Source organism: Henriciella algicola, from assembly GCF_003576245.1.
GTDB classification, from domain to species: domain Bacteria; phylum Pseudomonadota; class Alphaproteobacteria; order Caulobacterales; family Hyphomonadaceae; genus Henriciella; species Henriciella algicola.
Window position 1 is genome coordinate 1,350,603 of sequence record NZ_QWGA01000003.1, and the last position, 21,614, is coordinate 1,372,216.

17 protein-coding genes are annotated in these 21,614 nt (G+C 60.3%); 11 read left to right on the forward strand and 6 right to left on the reverse strand.

The genetic code is table 11. The annotated features are described in order from the left end of the window. Positions 1-90 precede the first annotated feature (90 nt). Both D1222_RS07160 and D1222_RS07165 read left to right on the forward strand, forming a co-directional pair. Positions 91-1,122, forward strand: a complete 1,032-nt coding sequence (locus D1222_RS07160) for a zinc-binding metallopeptidase family protein (RefSeq protein WP_119453492.1) — start codon at positions 91-93, stop codon at positions 1,120-1,122. Further along, on the forward strand, positions 1,119-2,567 hold the full coding sequence (locus tag D1222_RS07165) for a dihydrolipoyl dehydrogenase (protein ID WP_233348548.1): 1,449 nt from the start codon (positions 1,119-1,121) through the stop codon (positions 2,565-2,567). The genes D1222_RS07160 and D1222_RS07165 overlap by 4 nt, the downstream gene beginning before the upstream one ends. Before the next feature lie 79 nt (positions 2,568-2,646). On the opposite strand, the gene D1222_RS07170 is transcribed toward D1222_RS07165, so the two are convergent. After that, a complete protein-coding gene (locus tag D1222_RS07170; protein ID WP_119453493.1) occupies positions 2,647-3,270 on the reverse strand; it encodes a hypothetical protein in 624 nt (207 codons plus the stop codon). Positions 3,271-3,416: 146 nt separating this feature from the next. Between D1222_RS07170 and murI the strand changes: the two genes are divergently transcribed. Further along, complete coding sequence (murI, locus tag D1222_RS07175; RefSeq protein WP_119453494.1) at positions 3,417-4,277, forward strand: glutamate racemase; 861 nt, start codon at positions 3,417-3,419, stop codon at positions 4,275-4,277. 80 nt (positions 4,278-4,357) lie between these two features. Then, complete coding sequence (locus D1222_RS07180) at positions 4,358-5,452, forward strand: substrate-binding domain-containing protein (RefSeq protein WP_119453495.1); 1,095 nt, start codon at positions 4,358-4,360, stop codon at positions 5,450-5,452. Here D1222_RS07180 and D1222_RS07185 read toward each other — a convergent pair. Together D1222_RS07185 and D1222_RS07190 are read right to left on the reverse strand one after the other, a co-directional pair. Beyond that, positions 5,449-6,330 (reverse strand): phosphotransferase, encoded by an 882-nt coding sequence (locus D1222_RS07185; protein WP_182481893.1) that lies wholly within the window; start codon positions 6,328-6,330, stop codon positions 5,449-5,451. The genes D1222_RS07180 and D1222_RS07185 overlap by 4 nt on opposite strands. Next, positions 6,327-7,433, reverse strand: coding sequence for a glycosyltransferase family 4 protein (locus D1222_RS07190; RefSeq protein ID WP_119453497.1), 1,107 nt, complete (start codon positions 7,431-7,433; stop codon positions 6,327-6,329). Before D1222_RS07190 ends, D1222_RS07185 begins: the two co-directional genes overlap by 4 nt. Before the next feature lie 120 nt (positions 7,434-7,553). Here D1222_RS07190 and putA point away from each other — a divergent pair, with 120 nt between their 5' ends. Together putA and D1222_RS07200 are read left to right on the forward strand one after the other, a co-directional pair. Continuing rightward, complete coding sequence (gene putA / locus D1222_RS07195) at positions 7,554-10,679, forward strand: bifunctional proline dehydrogenase/L-glutamate gamma-semialdehyde dehydrogenase PutA (RefSeq protein ID WP_233348552.1); 3,126 nt, start codon at positions 7,554-7,556, stop codon at positions 10,677-10,679. A 33-nt stretch (positions 10,680-10,712) separates the two neighbouring features. Beyond that, positions 10,713-11,579 (forward strand): DUF3298 and DUF4163 domain-containing protein, encoded by an 867-nt coding sequence (locus D1222_RS07200; protein WP_119453499.1) that lies wholly within the window; start codon positions 10,713-10,715, stop codon positions 11,577-11,579. A 6-nt stretch (positions 11,580-11,585) separates the two neighbouring features. Here the strand turns inward: D1222_RS07200 and D1222_RS07205 are convergent, their stop codons facing one another. Further along, on the reverse strand, positions 11,586-11,906 hold the full coding sequence (locus tag D1222_RS07205) for a hypothetical protein (RefSeq protein ID WP_119453500.1): 321 nt from the start codon (positions 11,904-11,906) through the stop codon (positions 11,586-11,588). A gap of 45 nt (positions 11,907-11,951) precedes the next feature. Between D1222_RS07205 and D1222_RS07210 the strand changes: the two genes are divergently transcribed. Together D1222_RS07210 and D1222_RS07215 are read left to right on the forward strand one after the other, a co-directional pair. After that, positions 11,952-13,199, forward strand: a complete 1,248-nt coding sequence (locus D1222_RS07210; protein WP_119453501.1) for a serine hydrolase domain-containing protein — start codon at positions 11,952-11,954, stop codon at positions 13,197-13,199. A 344-nt stretch (positions 13,200-13,543) separates the two neighbouring features. Next, positions 13,544-15,418: a ribonucleoside-diphosphate reductase subunit alpha gene (locus tag D1222_RS07215; RefSeq protein ID WP_119453502.1), complete on the forward strand. Its 1,875-nt coding sequence runs from the start codon at positions 13,544-13,546 to the stop codon at positions 15,416-15,418. Positions 15,419-15,614: 196 nt separating this feature from the next. Here the strand turns inward: D1222_RS07215 and D1222_RS07220 are convergent, their stop codons facing one another. Beyond that, positions 15,615-17,843 carry a TonB-dependent receptor gene (locus D1222_RS07220; protein WP_119453503.1) on the reverse strand — a complete coding sequence of 743 codons (2,229 nt, stop codon included), beginning with the start codon at positions 17,841-17,843 and terminating at the stop codon, positions 15,615-15,617. A 78-nt stretch (positions 17,844-17,921) separates the two neighbouring features. Then, positions 17,922-18,227, reverse strand: a complete 306-nt coding sequence (locus D1222_RS07225) for a hypothetical protein (protein WP_119453504.1) — start codon at positions 18,225-18,227, stop codon at positions 17,922-17,924. Between the two features lie 294 nt (positions 18,228-18,521). Between D1222_RS07225 and D1222_RS07230 the strand changes: the two genes are divergently transcribed. The 3 genes from D1222_RS07230 to D1222_RS07240 all read left to right on the forward strand — a co-directional run bounded on the left by D1222_RS07230 (position 18,522) and on the right by D1222_RS07240 (position 21,608). After that, the gene (locus D1222_RS07230) at positions 18,522-19,331 is read left to right on the forward strand and encodes a lipid A-modifier LpxR family protein (protein WP_119453505.1); all 810 of its coding nucleotides are present in this window, start codon (positions 18,522-18,524) and stop codon (positions 19,329-19,331) included. Between the two features lie 138 nt (positions 19,332-19,469). Next, positions 19,470-20,444 carry a lipid A deacylase LpxR family protein gene (locus D1222_RS07235; protein WP_325049223.1) on the forward strand — a complete coding sequence of 325 codons (975 nt, stop codon included), beginning with the start codon at positions 19,470-19,472 and terminating at the stop codon, positions 20,442-20,444. Positions 20,445-20,582: 138 nt separating this feature from the next. Next, positions 20,583-21,608: a ribonucleotide-diphosphate reductase subunit beta gene (locus D1222_RS07240; RefSeq protein WP_119453506.1), complete on the forward strand. Its 1,026-nt coding sequence runs from the start codon at positions 20,583-20,585 to the stop codon at positions 21,606-21,608. Positions 21,609-21,614: the final 6 nt, after the last annotated feature.

A 21,614-nucleotide genomic window follows, 5' to 3' on the forward strand; every position in this document is an offset into this window, starting at 1 on the left:
ACCTGTTTCTACGCTGCCCCGACGCGGAACGCCGAAGCACAAACCGGCGTTACAACGTCTGGCAATGCCTGCCAATCTGGATGTCCTCACATGAAACTTTTTAAGTGCCCGAGCTGCAAAGGGACTCTCTATTTCAATAATCGTGCCTGCAGTTGCGGCGCGGAGGTGGCGTTCGATCCGGAAGCGGAAAAGTTCGAAGTTCTGGACGCCGGATGCGCCAACCGCGAGCAGATAAACTGTAACTGGAAGGCCGATGCGGGGCATGGTTCGCTGTGCCGCGCCTGCGCGATGACGGAAATCGTGCCCGACTCCATGGTGAACACCAATGTCCCACTTTGGGCCGAAACCGAAGCGGCAAAGCGCTGGGTTCTGGTCAATCTGGGGCAGTGGGGCTGGCTAAAGGCGGGCGACCAGGGCATGTGGCCGCGCTTTCATCTTCTTTCAGAGGTGACGTCCACCGGGCCTGCGCCGGTGACGATGGGTCATGCTGATGGTCTGATCACGATCAATGTGACAGAGGCCGACCCGGCCCAGCGCGTTGCGCGGCGCGAAAAACTGAGTGAACGCTATCGCACACTGGTGGGCCATTTCCGCCATGAGCTCGGTCACTATGTCTTCCTGCGCCTTGTTCAGGATGAGCGTTTTGCGTCGTCTTTCCGCAACCTGTTCGGCGATGAACGTGCCGATTATGGCGCTGCGCTTGCTCGGCATTATGAGAGCGGGCCGCCGCAGGGATGGCAGGACAATCACATCACGGAATATGCCTCCAGCCACCCACATGAGGATTGGGCAGAGACGTTTGCGCACCTTGTTCACCTGACCGACATGATTGACAGCGCGAGCGCGGCTGGCCTTCGACACGCGAATGCGGCGATGATCGACCCCTACAGGACCAATGATGGCGATGCTCTCATCAGCGCAGGGGCAAACCTTGGTATCGCGTTCAATCATGTGAACCGGTCCATGGGTCTCTTCGATCTCTACCCGTTCGTGATTGCCCCAACTGTCCGCGACAAGCTGGCTTTCGTCCGGAATGCCGTCGCGGCTGGGCCCAGGGAAAGGGCCAAACCGAAGCGGCGCAACTGGAACCCCTTCAGGGCTTCGCCTGTTAGGGCTGGTTGAGCTTAACGGAGCGGATTCTGGCTGATTTCAATGTAGACGTCGCGATCATCGGTGCGGGCACGGCAGGGCTTGCGGCCGAGAGAAAAGCGCGTGCCGCTGGAGCACGCACGCTGCTGATCGATCCTCACTTCTCCGGCACCACGTGTGCGTCCGTCGGATGTATGCCGTCGAAGCTTCTGATTGCGGCGGGCAATGCCGCCCATCACGTGCGCGCTGCGGGCAAATTCGGGATTGAGGTGGGGGCGCCAAGGGTCGATGGACCGAAAGTCATGGCGCGTGTCCAGCGGCTGCGGGATGATTTCGTTTCTGGCGTAAAGAAACAGATCGCCGATCTGCCAGATGGCGTGACTGTCAAAGCATCGGCGCGCTTTGCCTCTCCGACAGAACTTGCTCTGGATGATGGCAGGATGGTTGCGGCGAAAGCAATCGTGATCGCGGTCGGCTCCTCGCCTGTCATTCCTCCCCCGTTTGAGGACCTTGGTGACACGCTCATAACGAACGAAACCCTGTTTGATCTTGAAGACCTGCCGGCATCGGTCGGCGTTATAGGCGCCGGGCCGCTTGGGCTGGAACTAGCGCAGGCGCTTGCGCGGCTTGGCGTGCGTGTTGAGGTGTTCGACAAGAGCGCGCAGCTGGCTGGGCTTGAGGCAGGAGAGCCGGAGACCTCGCTGCGGGAAGCGCTAAAGGATGAGCTTGGTTTCCACCTCAATGTTGAGCCTGAGGCGCGCCGGAATGGAGATGGCGGCGTTACCGTCAGCTGGTCAGAGAACGGCGAGACGAAAGAAGCGGATTTCGACAGGCTGATGGTAGCCACCGGTCGTGCGCCTGAACTTGATGGGCTCGATCTTGAGAAATCTGGACTTGAGCTCAACGAGAATGGCGGCCCCGTATTCGATGCAGCCACCCTGCAATGCGGCCAGTCGCCGGTGTTCATTGTTGGTGATGCCAATGGTGATCGCCCGATCCTTCATGAAGCCTCAAAGGAGGGAACGATTGCCGGAGCAAACGCCGCGTCCTTTCCAGATGTTCAGTCCTTCGAGCGATCAACCCGACTGCAAGTCATGTTCACTGAGCCCAACATGGCAAAGGTTGGCGCAGAACCGGACGAAGATACGGTCGTCGGGAAGGTAGACTTTGCCGATCAGGGACGGGCCAGGGCGATGGGCGTCAACCAGGGTGTCTGTGAGGTCTATGCGAAGGCGCATTGCGGCGCCTTGACCGGAGCGACGCTGGTCGGACCAGACGCAGAGCATCTCGCTCATCTTATCTGCTGGGAGATTGAGAACGGGTCGAAGGCCAGCGACCTGCTGAACAAGCCTTTCTATCATCCGACGCTGGAAGAGGGGCTGAAGACGGCGCTGAAGCAGATCTGCAAGGATATCGGGCTGCCCAAGCCGGACTCGCGCGATGACGCCGAGCTTCCGGGTGATTTTGGGTCCGATTGAATAAATAATCCGTAGAGAAGAAAAGCGCGGCACCTGAGACCAGGGCCGCGCTTCGTCTGTTTATGTAATGGCTGACGGTCTAGTGAAGCGCGCCATTGGATGAGAACTTCTGGGCCTGCTCAATCCACTGCTCGCGGGCGACACGGCCTCTGAAGGACAGATATTCATCGATCCAGCCAGCTTCGTCAGCTTCCCAGCTCGCGATCTGCTTGAAGTGGAAGATGCCAAGCTCATTCAGCGTCTTTGAAAGCTTTGGTCCGATGCCCTTGATGCGCGTGAGATCGTCGGCTTCGCCTTCAGGCGCGGTCAGGGCCGTTGGCTGACGGAAGGCGGCTTCACCGGCCGCGGCAACTGCAGCCGGTGCCATCTGAGGTGTCTGGACATAAGGCGCGCCTGCATCGCGGCGCAGCCGGTCGAACCAGTCGGTCATCATGTCGCCCGGCACGGTCTGTGGCCAGCGCATCCAGGCCGGCATCGCTTCTATCAGCTTGGCGGCATGCTCCCAGTGCTGCAGGTTGAGATCGGCCAGTTTGCGGAAAAGGTCGCGGGTTGCCGCTTCCGGGGCGGCTTCGCCTGCGCCGGGCTTCATCGACATCATCGCGTCCATCCAGGCCTCACCGGCGCTCTGGCTAAGGTCGCGCCACGCGGAGACAGACTCCGTCCAGAGTTCAAGCGGGTTCGGCCTTGTTGTCTCTGTGGTCATGGGTTTGTCCTTTATGCTGCAGTGCAACATACGCCTGTTTTCACCCTTTTTCAAGCGAGCTGCCCTAGGGCGAGGTCTGCAGTATCCGGAACGGGCATGTTCACGCCGCCGCCGCACCGCGATATGTAAGTCCGACGGGAGACGGGATGACGACGCCAGACCAGTCCATGACGCAGGAAATGCGAGACGCGCAGGGGCGCGTGCTGGTCTTTGATTCAGGCATGGGCGGGCTGACTGTGGCACGGGAAATCTGCCAGATGGCCCCTGCGCTGAAGGTCGACTATGCCGCCGATACCGGATTTTTCCCCTATGGTGACAAGAGTGATGAAGCGCTGCGCGCGCGCCTGCCTGATGTGGCCGAGGCGCTGGTGCGGGAGGCGCAGCCCGATGTGTTTGTTATTGCCTGCAACACGGCGAGCACGCTGGCGCTGGACGAGGTGCGCGCGCGTCTCGATATCCCTGTTGTCGGGACGGTGCCCGCGATCAAGCCTGCTGCATCCCTGACGAGAACAGGGGTCATCGGCTTGCTTGCGACGCCGGGGACCATCCGCCGCGCCTACACCGCGAAACTGATCGAGGATTTTGCGAGCGAAATCACCGTGATCCTGCATGGCAGCGTCGAGCTGGTACGCCTTGCTGAGGCTTTTGCAGCGGGTGAAGCCTATGATGGAGGAGGCTTCACCGCCGCGCTGGCGCCAATCTTTGATGCCAAGGATGGCGGCGATGTGGATACAATCGTGCTCGCCTGCACACATTTTCCGCTGGTGCGCGCGCAGCTCGCTGCGGCGGCGCCAGACGGTGTCACCTTTATAGATTCTGGCGCCGCGATCGCGCGTCAGACCCTTCGCGTACTTGAAGGTGCGGCCCCGCAGCCGCGAACGGGTGAGGCCGGTGGCAGGCTGTACATCACGGATGAGGGCGGCGATCACGGCCGCCTTGTGAAGGTGTGCGGACGTTTTGGATTCGACCGCGTTTGCCCGCCCGTATTGCTGCCTGCAAAGAGATGACAGTCGCAGGCATGTGACTGTCACAAAAGCCATATAAACGGTAGCCGACGAAATGCTCTTTGGACTTTAGGACGGCCCCCATGCGTACGCTCTTTCTGGCCCTGACTGCAGGCTTGCTCGCGACTGCCTGTGCGCCCAAGACAGACCTTTCCGAGATTGATGCGAGCTCTGGAGAGCTGCAGGTTTTCGCAGCTTCTCCAGACGAAAAGATCAGGATCGTGGGTTCCTCAACGGTCTCACCGTTCTCGACGACGGTCGCCGAGCAGTTTGGTGCGGTGTCGGAATTTCCAACCCCAATCGTAGAGACGACGGGCACCGGCGGTGGGTTTCAGGCCTTCTGTCAGGGCATTGGGCCCAAGGAGCCTTCAATCAGCAATGCGTCGCGTCCAGTGAAAGCGTCCGAGCTGGCGCTCTGCGCACGCCAAGGCGTTACCGAGATTGTCGAAGTGAAGATCGGCTATGACGGGATCGTTCTGGCAAATGCCAAGGGGTCGCCGGTGCTCGACCTCTCCAAGGAAGAGATCTATCGCGCGCTCGCCGAAGAACTGCCGGATGGCAATGGTGGGTGGGAAGAGAACCCGAACGAGACCTGGCAGGATGTCGCAGACCACCTGCCTGACATGCCGATCCTCGTTTCTGGTCCGCCGCCGACCTCGGGGACGCGCGACGCCTTCGCCGAACTCGCCATGGAAGGCGGCGCTGAAGAGGTGCCTGAAGTCGCGGCGCTGAAGGAAAGCAATCCAGATGAATTCGGCCGCCGCGCCACGACGATCCGCATGGACGGCAAGTGGATCGACTCTGGTGAGAACGACACAGCCATCGTCCAGACCCTGATGAAGAACCCTGACAGTATCGGCATCATGGGCTTCTCCTTCCTGGAGCAGAACCTCGACCGCCTGAAGGGCGCGAGCATTGGCGGTCTGGAGCCGAGCTTTGAAAACATTGCGAGCGGCAATTACGGGATTTCACGTTCGATGTTCTTCTATGTGAAGAAGCAGAATGCGAATCTGGTGCCTGGCCTTACCGACTTCATCTCAGAGTTTACGCAGGAAGACGCGTGGGGTCCGACCGGGTATCTGGTCGAGAAGGGTCTGATCCCGCTTCAGGAAGATGAGCGCGCGGCCGTAAGAGAGAAGGCGCTGTCACTTGAAACCATGGACATTGCCAAAAGCTAGATGCTGAACGAGAAGTCCTCGAGCAGTTTCCGGCTGCGCTTCTCAATCGGTGTTTTCGTCCCGCGGTAGAAGGCATACGCAATCACGCTGGTCGACAGCGCCCAGCCGCGGGCGCGCCGCCAGACGGTTTCGCTTATTCCCGAGGCTTTCCAGAACGCGTCCTGAGCTGCGCCTTCGAACAGGGTGAAGCCTGCCATCAGGTCTGAAGCCGGATCGCCGAGGCCGGAAAGCCCCCAATCGAGTACGCCGGAAAGCGCCTCGTCTTTCACCAGAAGATTGCCCGCGTGAAGGTCACCGTGGATCCAGGTCCTGTCCCGCTCGAGGCATGGCGGCGCTTCGAGCGCGACCTTCCAGATGGCGGCGAGCGCGATGGCATCGAAATCGTCTGCGACATCGGCAATCGCGCCGCGTGTGGGTGCGTCGCGTTGGACAAGCGGGCAGCCGCGCCAGTGATTGTCGATATTGGGTTCGGCGGCGAAGTCGCGCTTCTGGCCCTGCAGATCGAGCAGGAAGAGGGCGAGGCGTTTGGCGTCGGTTTCAGTGAACGCATGACCGACTGCCTCCGCGCTCTCACCTTCCAGCCAGGAGCAAACCAGCCAAGGCCAGCTTTCAGCCATGCCGGTCAGACCGTTGGCGACGAGTTCAGGCGTCTCAAGCGGTAAGTCTTTCAGGCTGCGCATGGCGACCGGTTCGCGGTAGGCCAGCGACGGGATCGCTTCATGGCGGCGCGCAACGCGGAGCGCATGAGCATCGCCAATCTTGTAGATGAGATTGTCGGTGCCGGCATTGCGGACACGGGCGAAGGGTTGGGCGGCGAGGTCCGGCACGGACTGGCCCACAAGGCGTTTCAGCGTGTCTATGTCAGGCGGTGTACTCACCCGGCTTTTGTATCGGGTGGGAATTTCTTCTTGCGCCGGCGAAGCCTGATCTTCTGCCAGAAGCGCTTGCGCTCTGGCACCGGTAGCGGATCGAGGTTTTCGATGAAGGCCTCGGCGCAGGCGCGCCAGCTATAACCTTCGGCATAGGTGCGCGTCACCGCCCGGTCGAGATCGAGGCAAGTCTTGCAGGCCTTCTCAAGGTCATCATCGATGACGCCAGCGTTTGAGCCGGGGATGATGTCGCGCGGGCCGGGCGCGTTATAGGCCGCAACCGGCGTACCGGTGGCCATGGCTTCGAGAATGACGAGCCCGAACGTGTCGGTCAGGCTCGGGAAGCAGAAAACGTCAGCGCTCGCAAAACAAGTGGCGAGCTCTTCGTTGAACCGGGCGCCGAGGAACTTCACTTCCGGATAGCGGCGCTTCAGCTCCTGTAGTTGCGGACCTTCACCAACGATGACCTTGGTGCCGGGGAGGTCGAGCTCTGCGAATGCCTCGATGTTCTTCTCGACCGCGACGCGGCCAACATTGAGGAAGATTGGACGCGGCAGGCCTTCGAACGGGTCGCCGGGCTGACCTTCCTCGATACGGCGCGAGGGGTGGAAAAGGTCGACATCAACGCCCCGCGTCCATGAGACGACATTGTTGAAGCCGTGCTCCTCAAGCTCTTCGCGCATGGACGGTGTCGCGACCATGACCTTGCCGGAATATTTGTGGAACCAGCGCACATAGCTATAGCCCCACGAGGTCGGCACAGGGAAACGGGCCGAGACGTATTCGGGAAAGCGCGTGTGATAGGAGGTCGAAAAGGGATGCTTTTCCTTCAGGCACATGGCGCGGCCCGCAAGGCCAAGCGTACCTTCGGTCGCGATGTGGACAGCATCGGGCTGGAAGTTTTCGAAGCGCTCGGAAATCTTGTTGCGGGCAAACAGCGCAAGCTGAATCTCGCTATAGGTCGGTAGCGGCATGGTCAGAAAGTCATCGGCAGGCGAGACCACTTCCCATTCATGCCCCATCTCCTCGCATTCGGCGATGACACGTTTCATGGTCCGGACGACGCCATTCACCTGTGGTTCCCAGGCGTCTGTGATAAGCATGATGCGCATCTATACTCCTTGCCGCATGGCTGCGTGGTCCCACTTTTAGAGACATGCAGTCCGGCGTAAACCCGCCTGACGGTTTGCGATAGGATGATCGTGCAGGACCGCCAGACGACGGAGGACACAATGCCCGATACGCTGACGCCCATGGCGAAGAGCTGGGACGCGCTCGACAAGATCAAATTCGCCGATGAGGAAGCCCTTGTTGCCGAAATCCTGAAATCGCTACCGCTGGATGAACGCGCACGCACCGCTGCGGTTCGCCGTGGTCGCGAACTTGTCCAGATCGCCCGCGCGGCCGGTCGCCCTAAAGGCATGATGGAAAGCTTCCTAGAGGAGTTCGGTCTTTCGAACTCTGAAGGTCTTGCGCTGATGTGTCTGGCCGAAGCGCTGCTGCGTGTGCCGGACGCCGATACGCGCGACGATCTGATCGCTGAGAAGATTCGCTCTGGCGATTGGGGCGCGCATTCGGGCCAGTCCGACAGCTGGCTGGTCAACGCCTCGACCTGGGGCCTGATGCTGACCGGGCGCGTCATCGGCGCGCCAAGCGATGCCAAGAAGGGCCCGGGGACTTTCGTATCCAACCTTGTGCGCGAAAGCGGCGAACCGGTCATTCGCGCCGCAATGATGCAGGCCATGCGGATCATGGGTGAGCAGTTCGTGCTGGGCCGGACAATCGACGAAGCGCTGAAGCGCGGCCGCAAGAAAGTGAAAGCCGGTGAGGCGGCGAATTTCAGCTTTGACATGCTGGGTGAGGGCGCGCGCACGCATGACGATGCCGAGCGCTATTTCCAGTCCTATCGCGAGGCGATCAAAGAGGTCGGTGCGGATGGCGACGCGTCCCTTTCGCCGGAAGCAAAGAACGGCATTTCGGTAAAGCTGTCAGCGCTTCATCCGCGCTATGAGGCAGTCAATGATGCGCGCGTGCATGCAGAGCTATATCCGCGTCTGCTGGCGCTCTGCGTGGATGCGGCTAAGGCCAATATCAATCTCTGCCTCGACGCTGAGGAGGCCGACAGGCTGGTCATCTCGCTGCAACTGCTTGAGCGGCTGATGCGTGAGCCATCGCTGAAAGCCTGGAGCGGACTTGGCCTTGCGGTGCAGGCTTATCAGAAGCGCGCGCAGGATGTGATCAAGCGCCTGTCCGAACTGGCTGGCGAGACTGGCATGCGTCTCATGGTGCGCCTGGTGAAGGGCGCCTATTGGGACACAGAGATCAAGCACGCCCATGAAGATGGCATGGTGAACTTCCCGGTCTTCACGACGAAGCACGGCACCGACATCAACTATCTCGTCTGCGCACACGCGCTGCTGCAGGCAAGCCCGCGCATCTATCCGCAGTTTGCGACGCATAATGCCCACTCGCTGGCGACCATCCTGATGATGGCTGAAGCAGAAGGCGTGACGAATTACGAATTCCAGCGCCTGCACGGCATGGGTGAGCCGCTCTATGGCGCGGCGGAGAAAGGCGACAAGGTTCGCGTCTATGCGCCGGTCGGTGCGCATAAGGACCTTCTGCCTTATCTCGTGCGCCGCCTTCTGGAGAATGGCGCGAATACGAGCTTCGTGCACTCTTTCCTCGACCCGGATGTCGATGTCGAAAAGGTCGTTGATGACCCGATCGCGAAAGTCGAAGCCGGCCCCCGCCGCCATCCGCGCATTCCAACGCCGCCGCGTCTCTATGGCCCGATGCGCAAGAACTCCATCGGTGTGGACCTCTCACAGGCGAGCGAGCGCAAGGTTCTGGAAGACCATGTCGACCGGCTGCGTGAAGGCAAGGCGCTCGTCGCGGGGCCGATCATCTCTGGCAAAGTGCTGAGCGATGGCGGCGCGGAAGTGTTCGCGCCATCCGACACCTCGCGCCGTCTCGGAACTGTGCGCGAAGCGTCTGATGCAGATGTCGATGCCGCGCTCGATGCGGCAACCGCCTTCCAGCCTGAATGGGACGCGCTTGGCGGAGCGAAACGCGCGAAGATCCTGTCGGACATGGGCGATGCACTCGAAGCCAATATGGACCGGCTGGTCGCGCTCATGGCCGAAGAGGCTGGCAAGACGTTTGCCGATGGCATCGCGGAAGTGCGCGAAGCCGTCGATTTCTGCCGCTATTATGCGGTGCAGGCGGAAGAAAAGTTCGAGGGGCGGACACGCCTTCCGGGGCCTGCAGGTGAGACCAACCACATCTCGCTGCACGGACGCGGCGTATTCGCCTGCATCTCGCCCTGGAATTTCCCGCTGGCGATCTTCACGGGCCAGATCACGGCTGCGCTGGGCGCAGGTAATACGGTCGTCGCCAAGCCTGCAGAGCAGGCGCCGATCATTGCTTTTGAAGCTGTGCGTATCTTCCAGCAGGTCGGTCTTCCAGCTGGCGCACTCCACCTCGTTCCGGGACGCGGTGAGACTGTGGGCGCAAAGCTCACCAAGGACCTCCGTGTCAGCGGCGTCTGCTTCACCGGCGGCACGGATACCGCCCGCCTCATCAACAAGACGCTGGCGGATCGGCAAGGACCGATCATTCCGCTTATCGCGGAGACTGGCGGGCTGAACGGCATGTTTGTCGACACCACGGCCCTGCGCGAGCAGGTGATCGACGACGTCCTGAACTCGGCCTTCGGGTCGGCGGGGCAGCGCTGCTCTGCGCTGCGCGTCCTGTTCCTGCCGGATGCGACCGCCGATTTCATTCTGGAAGGCCTGAAGGGCGCGATGGATGAGCTGAAAGTCGGCGACCCGGGCCGGGCTGACACCGATGTCGGACCCGTCATCGACGGAGAAGCCCATGACATGCTCCACGCCTATATGGCACGCATGGAAACAGAGGCGTCTGTGGTGAAGAAGCTGGACGCGCCGGAAGGCGGCCACTTCTTTGGTCCATCGATCATTGAGCTGAAGTCGCTCGACCAGATCGAGAAAGAGACCTTCGGGCCAGTGCTTCACGTGGTGCGCTACAAGCCGGACAATATTGCCGAGGTTGGTGCTGCGCTTGAAGCGAAGGGGTATGGCTTGACGCTCGGCGTTCACTCGCGTCTCGAAAGCTTTGCGGCCAAGGTTCGTGCCGCGGTGAAGGCGGGCAACATGTACGTCAACCGGTCGATCACGGGCGCAGTTGTGGGTGTTCAGCCATTTGGCGGTGAGGGTCTTTCCGGCACCGGTCCAAAAGCGGGCGGGCCGCACTATATGCTGCGCTTCGCAAGCGAACGTGTGGTGACAGTGGACATCACAGCCCAGGGTGGCGACCCAGAACTGTTGAGCCTATAAATCACTGATTCCGTTTCATTTGAGGCGCCGCCGATGAAGCAAGCCAGCGTGTTCCTGATGAGTGCAATCTTCCTTGCCGCGTGCGGCGCGGAAGCCGTGGACGAAACCGAAAGCGTTCGGGTGTCGCAACTACCGCGACCTGAACAGCCTTCAAGTAGCGGCTTCGCCGATCCAAATGGCGGTATCGCTATCGTCAGCGGCACTGAGGCGGCGTCGATCGACATTCGCCTGCCTGCACGCATCGATGAGATCGACCCGAAGCTGGCGGCCCTGATCCGTCAACGCGCCGAAGACGGCAAGGAAGCGTTTCTCGCGGCGGCGCAGAACGATCGCGCCGATGCTGAGAATGAGGGCTACGCCTTTCGGTCGCACTCTCTGACGGTCAGCTGGGAAGAAGTCGGGCCACGCGAAGGCACGCTGCGGTCGTTCCTTGGCTCTTATGCGGCCTATGCTGGCGGCGCGCATCCCAATTTCCAGTTCAGCATGCTGAACTGGGATGAAGGCCTCGGCGAGGAGATCGGCTTCGGTGACCTTTTCGAGGATGATGAGGCGGCGCGTGCTGTCATGGCGGACGCCCTTCAGGCGGCGCTGATCATTGCAAAGCGCGAACGTCTGAACGATCCGGATCTCAGCGATGAGCAGTTGATGGACAGCTGGCTAAGGGCTGCGTTCGACAATAATGACGTCATCTTCGAGAATTTCACCATTGCACGCGGTGTCGATAGCGAAGCGCCAGCGGGGCTCGTCTATCATTTTGAACCTTACACGGTCGGCGCCTATGCCGAAGGGCCTTATGAGATTGCTGTCCCCGCGACTGCTTTTGTTGACGAGCTTGCACCGCGCTATGGCGGCCTGTTCGATGTCGATGTTGAAATGGCAAGGAGCGCCACCGCGCCATGACCGCTACTAGCGTGCTTGATCAATCAGCGTACAGCCAAGGTCGTCTTCATAAACAGCCGTAGCGCTGACCACGCCGCCCAGCACGGTGGCCCGGATCGAATTATCCTTTTCGGCGAAGCTCACGGCGCTGACGTCTTCGGTAAAGTCGGCAAGGCAGCTCTCCATCGGGCGCTCTGCCACGAACCGGCAAGAGCAGACCATCTTGGCGCCGTAGGGTGTCGCGACACGGGCAAGATCGATCTGGTCCTTGATCATGAATTGCCAGGCAAGAAGGGCTGCGACGCCTAGCATGATCACGATGACGACTGCGGCTTTGACGAGTTTCATGCTCTGCCTCTAGATGTGCTGTGACAATCGTTACGGAGCGCGTCGATGTTCTTCAAGTCTCTGCTTATTGCAGCCGCCTGCGCTGTTGGCATGCAGGCGAGTGCTCAAGGCCTCGTGCCGCTGCTGCCGCAGCCTGACGGCCTTGCTTGGCCCACTCAGAGCTGGCCTGAGGGCGAGGTGCCTGCCGGGGTCGAAGAGGAGCTGTCGCTTCTCGTGCGTGACGCGATGGCGACGAGCGTGACCGAGCCGATGGGCCAGACGCGGGCGATCGTCATTATCCATGAAGGGCGCCTCATCTTCGAAACCTATGCCGAAGGATTCGGGCCGGACATCAAGCAGGTGTCATGGTCTATGGCGAAATCGATCACTTCGGCGCTCGTAGGCCGGGCAGTCGAGCTCGGCCTGATCGAGGATATTGATTATGCGATGCCGACCCCGTTTCCGGAGGGTGACCCGCGCGGCGAGATCACCTGGCGCCAGTGGCTGACGATGACGGATGGGCTCGATTATCTCGAAATCGGGTCAACGGGGCTCACAGACAATGATGTCGTCCAGATGATGTACGGCCCCGGCCGGTTCGATGTGGCACAACATATAGTGGATGAGTTCGAGCTGGCGCACGACCCCGGCGCGGTGTGGAATTACTCAACGGCTGGATTTCATCTAATCGGATGGGCGCTTCAACGTATCGCTGGAATAGAAGGGTCTTGCTCGACGCAAGGCAGCGCGGCTTCCCAGGAACAGGCGACATCGCCCGATACGCGGTGCGCTTCTACGAACGCGGCGATGGTCGAATGGATGAAGGACGTTTTCTTCGGGCCCATCGGCATGGACGCGCAGCCTGAGTTTGATGCCGCTGGCACCTATCTCGGCGGCTCGCTCGTCTGGGCTTCGGCGCGCGACTTTGCGAAGTTCGGCTATCTCTATCTGCGTGACGGCGTATGGGAAGGGGAGCGCCTCTTGCCTAGGGGCTGGGTCGGCTTTTCCCGCCGGGATCCTGTGTCCACAAAAGCCAATGTCTATGGCGCAGGCTGGTGGCTGGGCGCTGACCCGGCACCAGTGCCGGCGGATCAGGCGGCAACGACGCCGCCCTTCGACGCCTTCTCCGCGCAGGGCCATGAGGGACAGACGATCTGGATTGTACCGTCCAAGGACCTCGTCATTGTTCGGCTCGGCCTGATGCCGAATGGCGGGGACAACTGGCAACGGCTCTATGAGTGGAATCAGTCCATCGCGCGGCTCTTCGGTGATGTGTCCGACCGGTCATTGTCGGCACTGGGTAAGGAGGGGTGATTCGAGACCAGATTCCCGCCGCGAAGGGGGCTTTCTTATCGTCTTGCGAAAAAGTGATTCAGGGCGTGCTCGTTTGCGCGCCAGTGCCCTGAATCTTTCCGCACCCGAAACGAAATTTTCTGCAATTCGTTTATCGCTTTTAGTGACGGGCATTGCAGGCAGGAAACCCACCGAAGATGGTGAGATTTCCACGGCAACCGTCGCAAATTCGGCAGAGTGCCCATTGACCAAGCCTTAACCTTCGGAACACTATATCTAGTATTGGGACGGGGTAGAGGCACCGCATATGGCGCTTCTGGGGCCAAATCCCTATATATGACGGGCCGATTGAGAGGAAAGACACCATGTCTGCGAGCACTGTTGCGACCAAAACATCCGCCGCGCTCCGCCGGGGCAAGCCTAAAGGCCAGAAGCCGCGCCCGGACCTCAAGGTCGTTAACGATATCGAGATCACGATTGATGAGTCGCGTGACGCGCTGCTGACCGAGTTCGGCAAGAAGACGCTCGAAGATCGCTACCTCCTTACCGGGGAAAGCTATCAGGACATGTTTGCCCGCGTCGCGAAGGCCTTCGCTGACGATCAGGATCACGCCCAGCGCATCTATGATTACATCTCCCGCCTCTGGTTCATGCCAGCGACGCCTGTCCTCTCGAATGGCGGCGCAGACCGGGGCCTGCCGATTTCGTGCTTCCTCAACCAGGTTGGCGACTCGCTCGATGACATCGTCGAGACGTGGACGGAGAATGTCTGGCTCGCCTCGAATGGCGGCGGCATCGGCACCTATTGGGGCAATGTCCGCTCCATCGGTGAGAAGGTCGGCCAGAACGGACAGACCTCCGGCATCATTCCTTTCATCCGCGTGATGGACAGCCTGACGCTGGCGATTTCCCAGGGCTCGCTGCGCCGCGGCTCTGCAGCCTGCTATCTCGACGTGCACCACCCTGAAATCGAGGAGTTCCTCGAGATCCGCAAAGCGTCGGGCGACTTCAACCGCAAGTCTCTCAACCTGCACCATGGCATCAACATCACCGATGAGTTCATGGAAGCGGTCCGCAAGGATGAAGAGTTCGGCCTGCGTTCGCCAAAGTCCGGCGAAGTGCTGCGCACCGTCAACGCACGCAAGATCTGGCAGAAGATCCTCGAGCTGCGCATCCAGACCGGTGAGCCATACCTGCTCTTCACCGACACGGTGAACAACGCGATGCCAGCGCACCAGCGCAAGCTCGGCCTCAAGGTTCACCAGTCGAACCTCTGCTCGGAAATCACCCTTCCGACCGGCGTCGACCAGAATGGCGAAGACCGCACGGCTGTCTGCTGCCTGTCTTCGGTCAATGCCGAGAAATTCCTCGAATGGTCCAAGGACGAGAACTTCCTGGAAGACATCTTCCGCTTCCTCGACAACGTGCTGGAAGACTTCATCCAGCGCGCGCCGAATGAGATGGCCCGCGCCGTCTATTCGGCAAAGCGCGAGCGTTCGGTCGGTCTCGGCCTGATGGGCTTTCATTCCTTCCTGCAGACGATGAACGTGCCAATCGAAAGCGCGATGTCGAAAGTCTGGAACGAGAAGATGTTCAAGCACATCCGCGCTGGCGCCGACCAGGCATCGGTCAAGCTCGCCAAGGAGCGTGGCCCATGTGAAGACGCACGCGATGCAGGCATGATGGCCCGCTTCAGCCACAAGATGGCCGTTGCACCAACCGCGTCGATCTCGATCATCTGCGGCGGCACCTCGGCTGGCATCGAGCCTATCCCGGCAAACGTCTACACGCACAAGACGCTGTCAGGCTCCTTCACGGTGAAGAACCAGCAGCTGGAGCGCGTGCTCGAACAGAAGGGCGCGAACACCGAAGAGACGTGGAATTCGATCCTCGAGAATGAAGGCTCCGTCCAGCATCTCGACTGCCTCGACGAGCATGAAAAGTCTGTCTTCAAGACGGCGTTCGAGCTCGACCAGCGCTGGATCATCGAACTGGCTGCAGACCGCACGCCGTATATTTGCCAGAGCCAGTCGCTCAACGTCTTCCTGCCTGCCGACATCAACAAGTGGGACCTCCACATGCTGCACTGGACGGCATGGGAAAAGGGCCTGAAGTCGCTTTATTACTGCCGCTCCAAATCGGTCCAGCGCGCAAGCTTTGCGGGCGCCGCCGACAAGGAAAAGGCAACCGGCATGGACGTGCCGAACACCGACTATGACGAATGCCTCGCCTGCCAGTAGGCGTCGCAATCGCTTTCATCTGAGGGGTTTTTGTTTGCTTGAATTGTAGCGACTGGGGCGCTCGTGCATCGATACCTGCCTTGGCGGGCACATACTTCGCTCAGCAAGAGCGCCTTTGCGGGGGCAGAAATTCAACGCCCTCATCCTGAGCGAAGTCGAAGGACGAGGGCGTTGTGGGCCGCCGGAAGACGCTGGCCTAGAACACAATCCTTACACCGCCGCGGAAGTTGCGACCGGGGGCAGGAACCGTGTCTTTCAGCACGGAGGTGGCGTAGCGAACTTCTTCATCCGTGATGTTCCGTGCCTCGAGGAAGAACTCGGTACCTTCGCGGCCTACACCAAGATCCGCCAGCGACAGCGCCCCGCGCAGGTCGAGCGTTGTGTAGCCATCCGTTGGCAACTCGCCGACACCAGTATCGTCCTGATCTGCTGCGACGGTCACGCTTGCTCCGGCTTTCCAGAGGCCCCAGTCGCCGTCGAGCGAAGCATTGAAAGTCGTTGGCGGGAGAAGTGGCACGTTGCCGCCATCATCAATGTCAGAGCTGACAAAGTCGACATTGGCTTCTGCGCGCCAGTCAGCGCCGAGCGGGCCGCCAGCGAGCACGTAGTCGACGTAGATCTCGCCGCCCGTGAAGCTCGTGTCTTCCTGCACGAAGAGATAGACCGGCAGTTCGTCAATCTCATCGACGAGGTCACCATCATCATCAAAGGCGAGGCCTGGCGTCAGGTAGATGAAGCCGTCAAACTCCGTGTGGAACAGGTTTGCGCCGAAGCCAAAGCCGGTATCACCGCGCCAGCGAATTGTGCCCTCAAGGTTCAGGCCGCGTTCCTTGTCCAGCGTGTTGTCGCCAACTTCATACTGCTCGGTCGCAAGGTGTGCGCCGTCAGCGAAGAGCTCGCTCTCATTTGGTGCGCGTTCGGTCAGGCTGACCTGACCACCGACGAACCAGCCATTTTCCCAGTGCTGGTGCACGCCGAACGAGCCAGAGAAAAGGTCGTACTCGCGTGAGCCCGCCACGATATTGTCGAGCTCGGTCGAGTCGTAGCGCAGACCGCCTTCGACACCGAAGCCGTTGGTCCATTCCCTCGTCTGGTACAGGAACACGCCGGTCGACATGGTGTCGGTCTTTGTGATGAAGGCCTCGTCACCGAATGCGTCCAGTGTCTTGTCGAGGATCTGAACGCCGACGGCGCCCTCCCAGTCACCGAAGCCAGTACCAAGCTCGACACGGCCTTCGGCCCCGTCACTTTCGTATTTGGTGCCGGGTTCGCCCGGCGCTTCGAACTCGGTGTGCTCATAGTCAGCGATAGAGATATTACCGGCAATGCGGGTGAATGGCCCGACATTCAGGTCCGCGCCAGCGCGGAAATCATAGCGGGTCTGTTCGAGGTCGATGAACGGGTTCTCTTCGCCCTCTTCGCCTTCCTCGTGCTCCTCGTCATGATCTTCATCGTGGTCTTCGCCTTCTTCATGGTCATGATCTTCTTCATGCTCATGTTCATGCGCGTGGCTGTGGCCCGGTAGACCGTAAGAGGATGTCTGGCGACGAACGGCGATACCGGCAAAGGCGCCATCACCGACCCAGGAGAGACCGCCCGCAAAGGATTCGGTCTCTACGAAAGAGTTCTCCAGCGTGTCGCGGACTTCCTCGTCTTCGTGTTCCTCGTGGTCGTGATCTTCATCCTCGTCATGCTCTTCCTCATCATGGTGGTCATCACCTTCAAGCGCTTCGAGGGCGCGCAGGCGTGAGGATTCAGCAAAGCCGGGAATGTCGTAGTTTTCGAAGTCGCGTGCCGACGCCGAGAGGGACAGCACGAAAGGCCCGGTGGTAAAGCGGCCCTTGATGGCCCCTTCCTGGCCTTCGTTGACGCTGTTGTAAGCGCCATAGGCTTCGCCGGAGACGGGCTCTTCGGGAAGGTCCTCAACGATCAAACCGTCGATGACATTCACAACGCCGCCAATTGCCTGGCCGCCATAAGCCAGCGCAGCCGGGCCGCGCAGGATTTCGATCTTCTCGGCATCGATACCGTCGCCGGCGACCTGGTGGTCAGGCGAGGCGGCGGAGGCGTCGATCACGCCAATGCCGTTGGTCAGGACCAGAACGCGTTCCGCGCCAAGTCCGCGAAGGACGGGACGGCTGGCCGCCTGACCAAAATGGGTCGTGGAAACGCCGGGCTCGCTATCGAGCGTATTGCCGAGGGAGGCCTGGAGGCGTTCGACGATCTCGCCGCGTGAGACGGCGCTGGCGTTTCCGATCATCTCGTCGGTTTCGCGCTGCGGGCCGACACCGGAGACGATGACGGTGGAGAGACGTTCCGACGTTTCGGTCGTCGGGGCGGTGTCTGCATTCTGGGCGATGGCAAGTGGGCTTGCGCCCACAAGTAGGGTTGCCGCGAGCGTGCGGCGCAGGATTCTGGAAGTCATTTTGAGTATTCCCCTCAATCAACAGGAAGGTCGCCGGGGTCCGGTTTCATTGTCCGGAGCCTCAGGCGTCGTCAGTCACTATTGATTGAAGGCGGGCGGCCCTCGGGGAGGTGGGCCACGTCCGGGCGGGCGCGACCACGGTCTGAAATCGAGGGTTGGCGCCTCGCTGATCGTGAACGTGCGCGGCGGCGAAGGAAGTGTCGGTGAGGTAGGCAGCGGCGCGACTTGCGGCGCGACAACATGCTCAAGGTCACACGAGACACCGTAATGGTCGTGGGGCGCATCGCCATGTGCTGCGGCGTCATAGAGGGCCGCGCCCTGAATCCATAGGAACAGGGCCACGAAAAGCGCCTTGAGGGCGAGACTGGATCGCGGCAGCATCATTGAGGTTACCATGTAACAAGTTTGAGAAGCCGCTCAATACCGATTGTGTTGAGCGTCAGCTTAGTGAGCGGCCGAAAATGCCTTCTGTCAGAGGTCAGCAGGGCAGGGATTTAACCAAACGTGTCATTTCGCCTTAGAAAAATCACTTTCTCAGGAACAAGGTCTCAATGGAGGAATTGTAAGAATTCGTGGGTACAACAATTCGTAACACCCCTGTGATAGTGCCATAGGCTGTGCTACAAGAGGGACGAAATGTCGTAACCCTATGGTTTAGGGTTGGCTGGAGTGGACGCAATGTTATTGGTTTTGGCCTCAGTGATCGCCGCAGGCTGTCAGGGATGTTCCCCGGCACCAGCTGCTTCTGCTGCGACCGTTAGAGGTGCGGCGCCAGACGTCGATTATCGCCTCGTCGAGACGACCGATACGCAGACCGCGGCGACGATCCGTGCGGCCTCGAACTTCTCGTTCAGCCAAGCACAGACATCAGCTACATCTGAGATTGCGATTGCGCCGGTCCTTGGCGTGCGCACGACGCGCCCGATCGGCGTCGATGCAAGCCGCCCCCCAAGTGTGAACAGCCTTCGCATCTCAAATTCGGCCGGTATTGTCGGCTATCAGGGCCGTCGCAGCGTCGAGAATATGACGCGTCCTGTTCGTCAGGTCAGCGACTTCGATGCCGAAGTCGCGATTTCCGCACCGATGGAGCGCACCGGCCTCGGCTTTGATGTCGGCGTCGTGCCGCGCGTCAGCCTGAGCAAGGATGGCGATTTCCAACAGAGAAGCGTCGGCGGTGAAATCCGTATCGGTCAGAATTTCGACCAGCGCGGACAGAACGTGGCGCCCGATAGCTGGTATCTGTTCGCAGGCGCGGATGGCGAAGCCCTCGTCTACGAGCCTGATGGCGACCGTAACTTCACAAATCGCATGGCGCTTCGCGATCAGGTGACCGTCGGCGATATGCAGGCGGGCGTGTCTTTCACGCGCGGCAATGGCCAGCTCTCGCTGAGCTATATTCACCGCGAGGTGGAGTACAATGAGCGCGGTCTTCAAGGTCAGCGCGCGGCAGAAGACTTCGCGGGCGTGAGCTTTACCCTCCGCCGTTAGACTGTCTTCCGCAGTCGTTTCCAGAATTTAAGCTGACGGACCGTACCTGGCTGAGCTATGGGCGCGGCGATCAATCGCTCTCCGGTCCTGTCTCAAATGCGCGCTGCGTTCTTAATCTTCCTCATTTTCCTTTTCTGTATGTGTCTGCCCGTGCACGCGCAGGCGGCGATTGAGCAGGACGCTGACCGGCCCGCAGCACGCGGGGTCTGGTCGCTGACATCAGAAAATGACCTGTTTGGGGGTACCGACCGCGACTACACAAATGGTATCCGGATCGAGCGCGTGTCCCCCGAAGACAGGGTTCTGCCCATCCTCGACTGGGCGGCGCGCCGTGTCCCCCTGCTTGATCTGGAGCGGCGCAAGCTGCGTCAGGGTCTGGCGCTGTCCCATGCGATCTTCACGCCGAATGACATCTCGCTCAGGACGCCGGACCCTGATGACAGGCCGTATGCCGGCTGGCTGTATGTTTCGGGGACCGTGGTTGCGAGTGACGAAAACATACAGGACGTGCTCCAGCTGAACCTTGGCGTCGTCGGCCCTGCGGCGCTGGGTGAGTTTGTGCAGACCAACTGGCACGACCTCATTGAGGAAGACAAACCCAAGGGGTGGAGCCATCAATTACGCGACGAGCCCGGTGTTGAACTGATTGCGCAACGCATGGCGCTCTACGACGGTCCGCGTCTGCCGCTGGGGCTGGAGACCGATTATGGCATTCACGCTGGCGGTGCCGTAGGCAATGTGCGGACTTATGCAGCCACTGGTCTGACGGGCCGCATTGGTTGGGACCTCGGTGCGGATTTTGGTCCACCTCGCATTCGGCCCGCGCTCGCCGGGGCCGGCACCTTCTCACCACAGCAGGCTGTCGGCGGTTACCTCTTTGCCGGATTGGAGGGACGCTTCATTCTTCGCGACATGTTTCTGGACGGCAATGCCTGGCGCGACAGCCCGCGCGTTTCAGACCGCAACAAGCTGGTCGCGGACGCGCAGGCGGGCGCAGCGATTCACGTGGAAAACGTCCAGCTCGCTTTCACCTATGTGCACAGAACTGAAGAATTTCAGCGCCAGGCGGGGCCGCAAAGGTTCGGCGCTGTCTCAATTTCCGTTGCGTATTAAGGGGTTGCGCGCCCGGCGCGGCAATTGTCCACAGTTTGCCATTCGCTGTGGAAAATGATGGACCGCTCAGGTATATATCTTGCGAGAAAACGTGTGATTTGGCACTATATATAGTGTTGCAGGATAAGGGGCAGACCTATGGCAGACGGCATCACTCAGATCCCAGGGCTTCTTACACCGAGCAAGGCCTACAAGCCTTTCCGGTATCCATGGGCCTATGACTTCTGGAAGATCCAGCAACAGGTTCATTGGCTGCCGGAAGAAGTTCCTCTGGGCGAGGACTGTAAGGACTGGACGAACAAGCTCACCGATAAAGAGCGTAATCTGCTCACGCAGATTTTCCGCTTTTTCACGCAGTCGGACGTCGAAGTCGGCGCCAACTACATGGAAAACTACATGCCGCTCTTCAAACCGGTTGAAGTGCGCATGATGCTGGCCTCCTTCTCGAACATGGAAACCGTGCACATCGCGGCTTACGCGCTCCTGCTCGAGACGATTGGCATGCCGGACTCAGAGTTCTCTGCCTTCATGGAATATGAGCAGATGGCGGCCAAACATGACTATCTCGGCCAGTTCGGCTGTGAGACCGAGAAGGACATCCTGACCTCGATGGCCGTGTTTGGCGGCTTCACCGAAGGCCTGCAGCTGTTCGCCTCCTTTGCCATGCTGATGAACTTCCCGCGCTTCAACAAGATGAAGGGCATGGGGCAGATCGTGTCCTGGTCGGTGCGCGACGAGTCGCTGCACTGCGAAGGCATGATGAAGATGTTCCACACCTTCGCCGAAGAGACCGGCGCCCTGACCAAGTCGGTCAAGGACGATATCGCTGATTGCTGCCAGACGGTTGTGAAGCTTGAGGACAAGTTCATCGATCTCGCCTTCGAAGCTGGTGAAGTGCAGGGCATGACTCCGCAGGACATCAAAAACTACATCCGCTACATCGCCGACTGGCGCATGGGGCAACTGAAGCTCGACCCAATCTATGGCGTCGAGAAGCACCCGATCCCGTGGCTGACGGAAATCCTGAACGGTGTGGAGCACGCGAACTTCTTCGAAGCACGCGCGACCGAATACTCCAAGGGCGCAACGAAGGGCGACTGGCACGGCGACGATGGCGTCTGGTCCATGTTCGACAAGCAGCGCCGCAAGGTGCTCGCCGAATAGCGCGGG

What these genes read in the sequence shown, in the direction of transcription:
- D1222_RS07160 (WP_119453492.1), top strand. Translation starts at nt 91, where the DNA reads ATGAAACTTTTTAAGTGCCCGAGCTGCAAAGGGACTCTCTATTTCAAT.
- D1222_RS07170 (WP_119453493.1), bottom strand. Translation starts at nt 3,270, where the DNA reads ATGACCACAGAGACAACAAGGCCGAACCCGCTTGAACTCTGGACGGAG.
- murI (WP_119453494.1), top strand. Translation starts at nt 3,417, where the DNA reads ATGACGACGCCAGACCAGTCCATGACGCAGGAAATGCGAGACGCGCAG.
- D1222_RS07180 (WP_119453495.1), top strand. Translation starts at nt 4,358, where the DNA reads ATGCGTACGCTCTTTCTGGCCCTGACTGCAGGCTTGCTCGCGACTGCC.
- D1222_RS07190 (WP_119453497.1), bottom strand. Translation starts at nt 7,433, where the DNA reads ATGCGCATCATGCTTATCACAGACGCCTGGGAACCACAGGTGAATGGC.
- putA (WP_233348552.1), top strand. Translation starts at nt 7,554, where the DNA reads ATGCCCGATACGCTGACGCCCATGGCGAAGAGCTGGGACGCGCTCGAC.
- D1222_RS07200 (WP_119453499.1), top strand. Translation starts at nt 10,713, where the DNA reads ATGAAGCAAGCCAGCGTGTTCCTGATGAGTGCAATCTTCCTTGCCGCG.
- D1222_RS07205 (WP_119453500.1), bottom strand. Translation starts at nt 11,906, where the DNA reads ATGAAACTCGTCAAAGCCGCAGTCGTCATCGTGATCATGCTAGGCGTC.
- D1222_RS07210 (WP_119453501.1), top strand. Translation starts at nt 11,952, where the DNA reads ATGTTCTTCAAGTCTCTGCTTATTGCAGCCGCCTGCGCTGTTGGCATG.
- D1222_RS07215 (WP_119453502.1), top strand. Translation starts at nt 13,544, where the DNA reads ATGTCTGCGAGCACTGTTGCGACCAAAACATCCGCCGCGCTCCGCCGG.
- D1222_RS07220 (WP_119453503.1), bottom strand. Translation starts at nt 17,843, where the DNA reads ATGACTTCCAGAATCCTGCGCCGCACGCTCGCGGCAACCCTACTTGTG.
- D1222_RS07225 (WP_119453504.1), bottom strand. Translation starts at nt 18,227, where the DNA reads ATGATGCTGCCGCGATCCAGTCTCGCCCTCAAGGCGCTTTTCGTGGCC.
- D1222_RS07230 (WP_119453505.1), top strand. Translation starts at nt 18,522, where the DNA reads ATGTTATTGGTTTTGGCCTCAGTGATCGCCGCAGGCTGTCAGGGATGT.
- D1222_RS07235 (WP_325049223.1), top strand. Translation starts at nt 19,470, where the DNA reads ATGTGTCTGCCCGTGCACGCGCAGGCGGCGATTGAGCAGGACGCTGAC.
- D1222_RS07240 (WP_119453506.1), top strand. Translation starts at nt 20,583, where the DNA reads ATGGCAGACGGCATCACTCAGATCCCAGGGCTTCTTACACCGAGCAAG.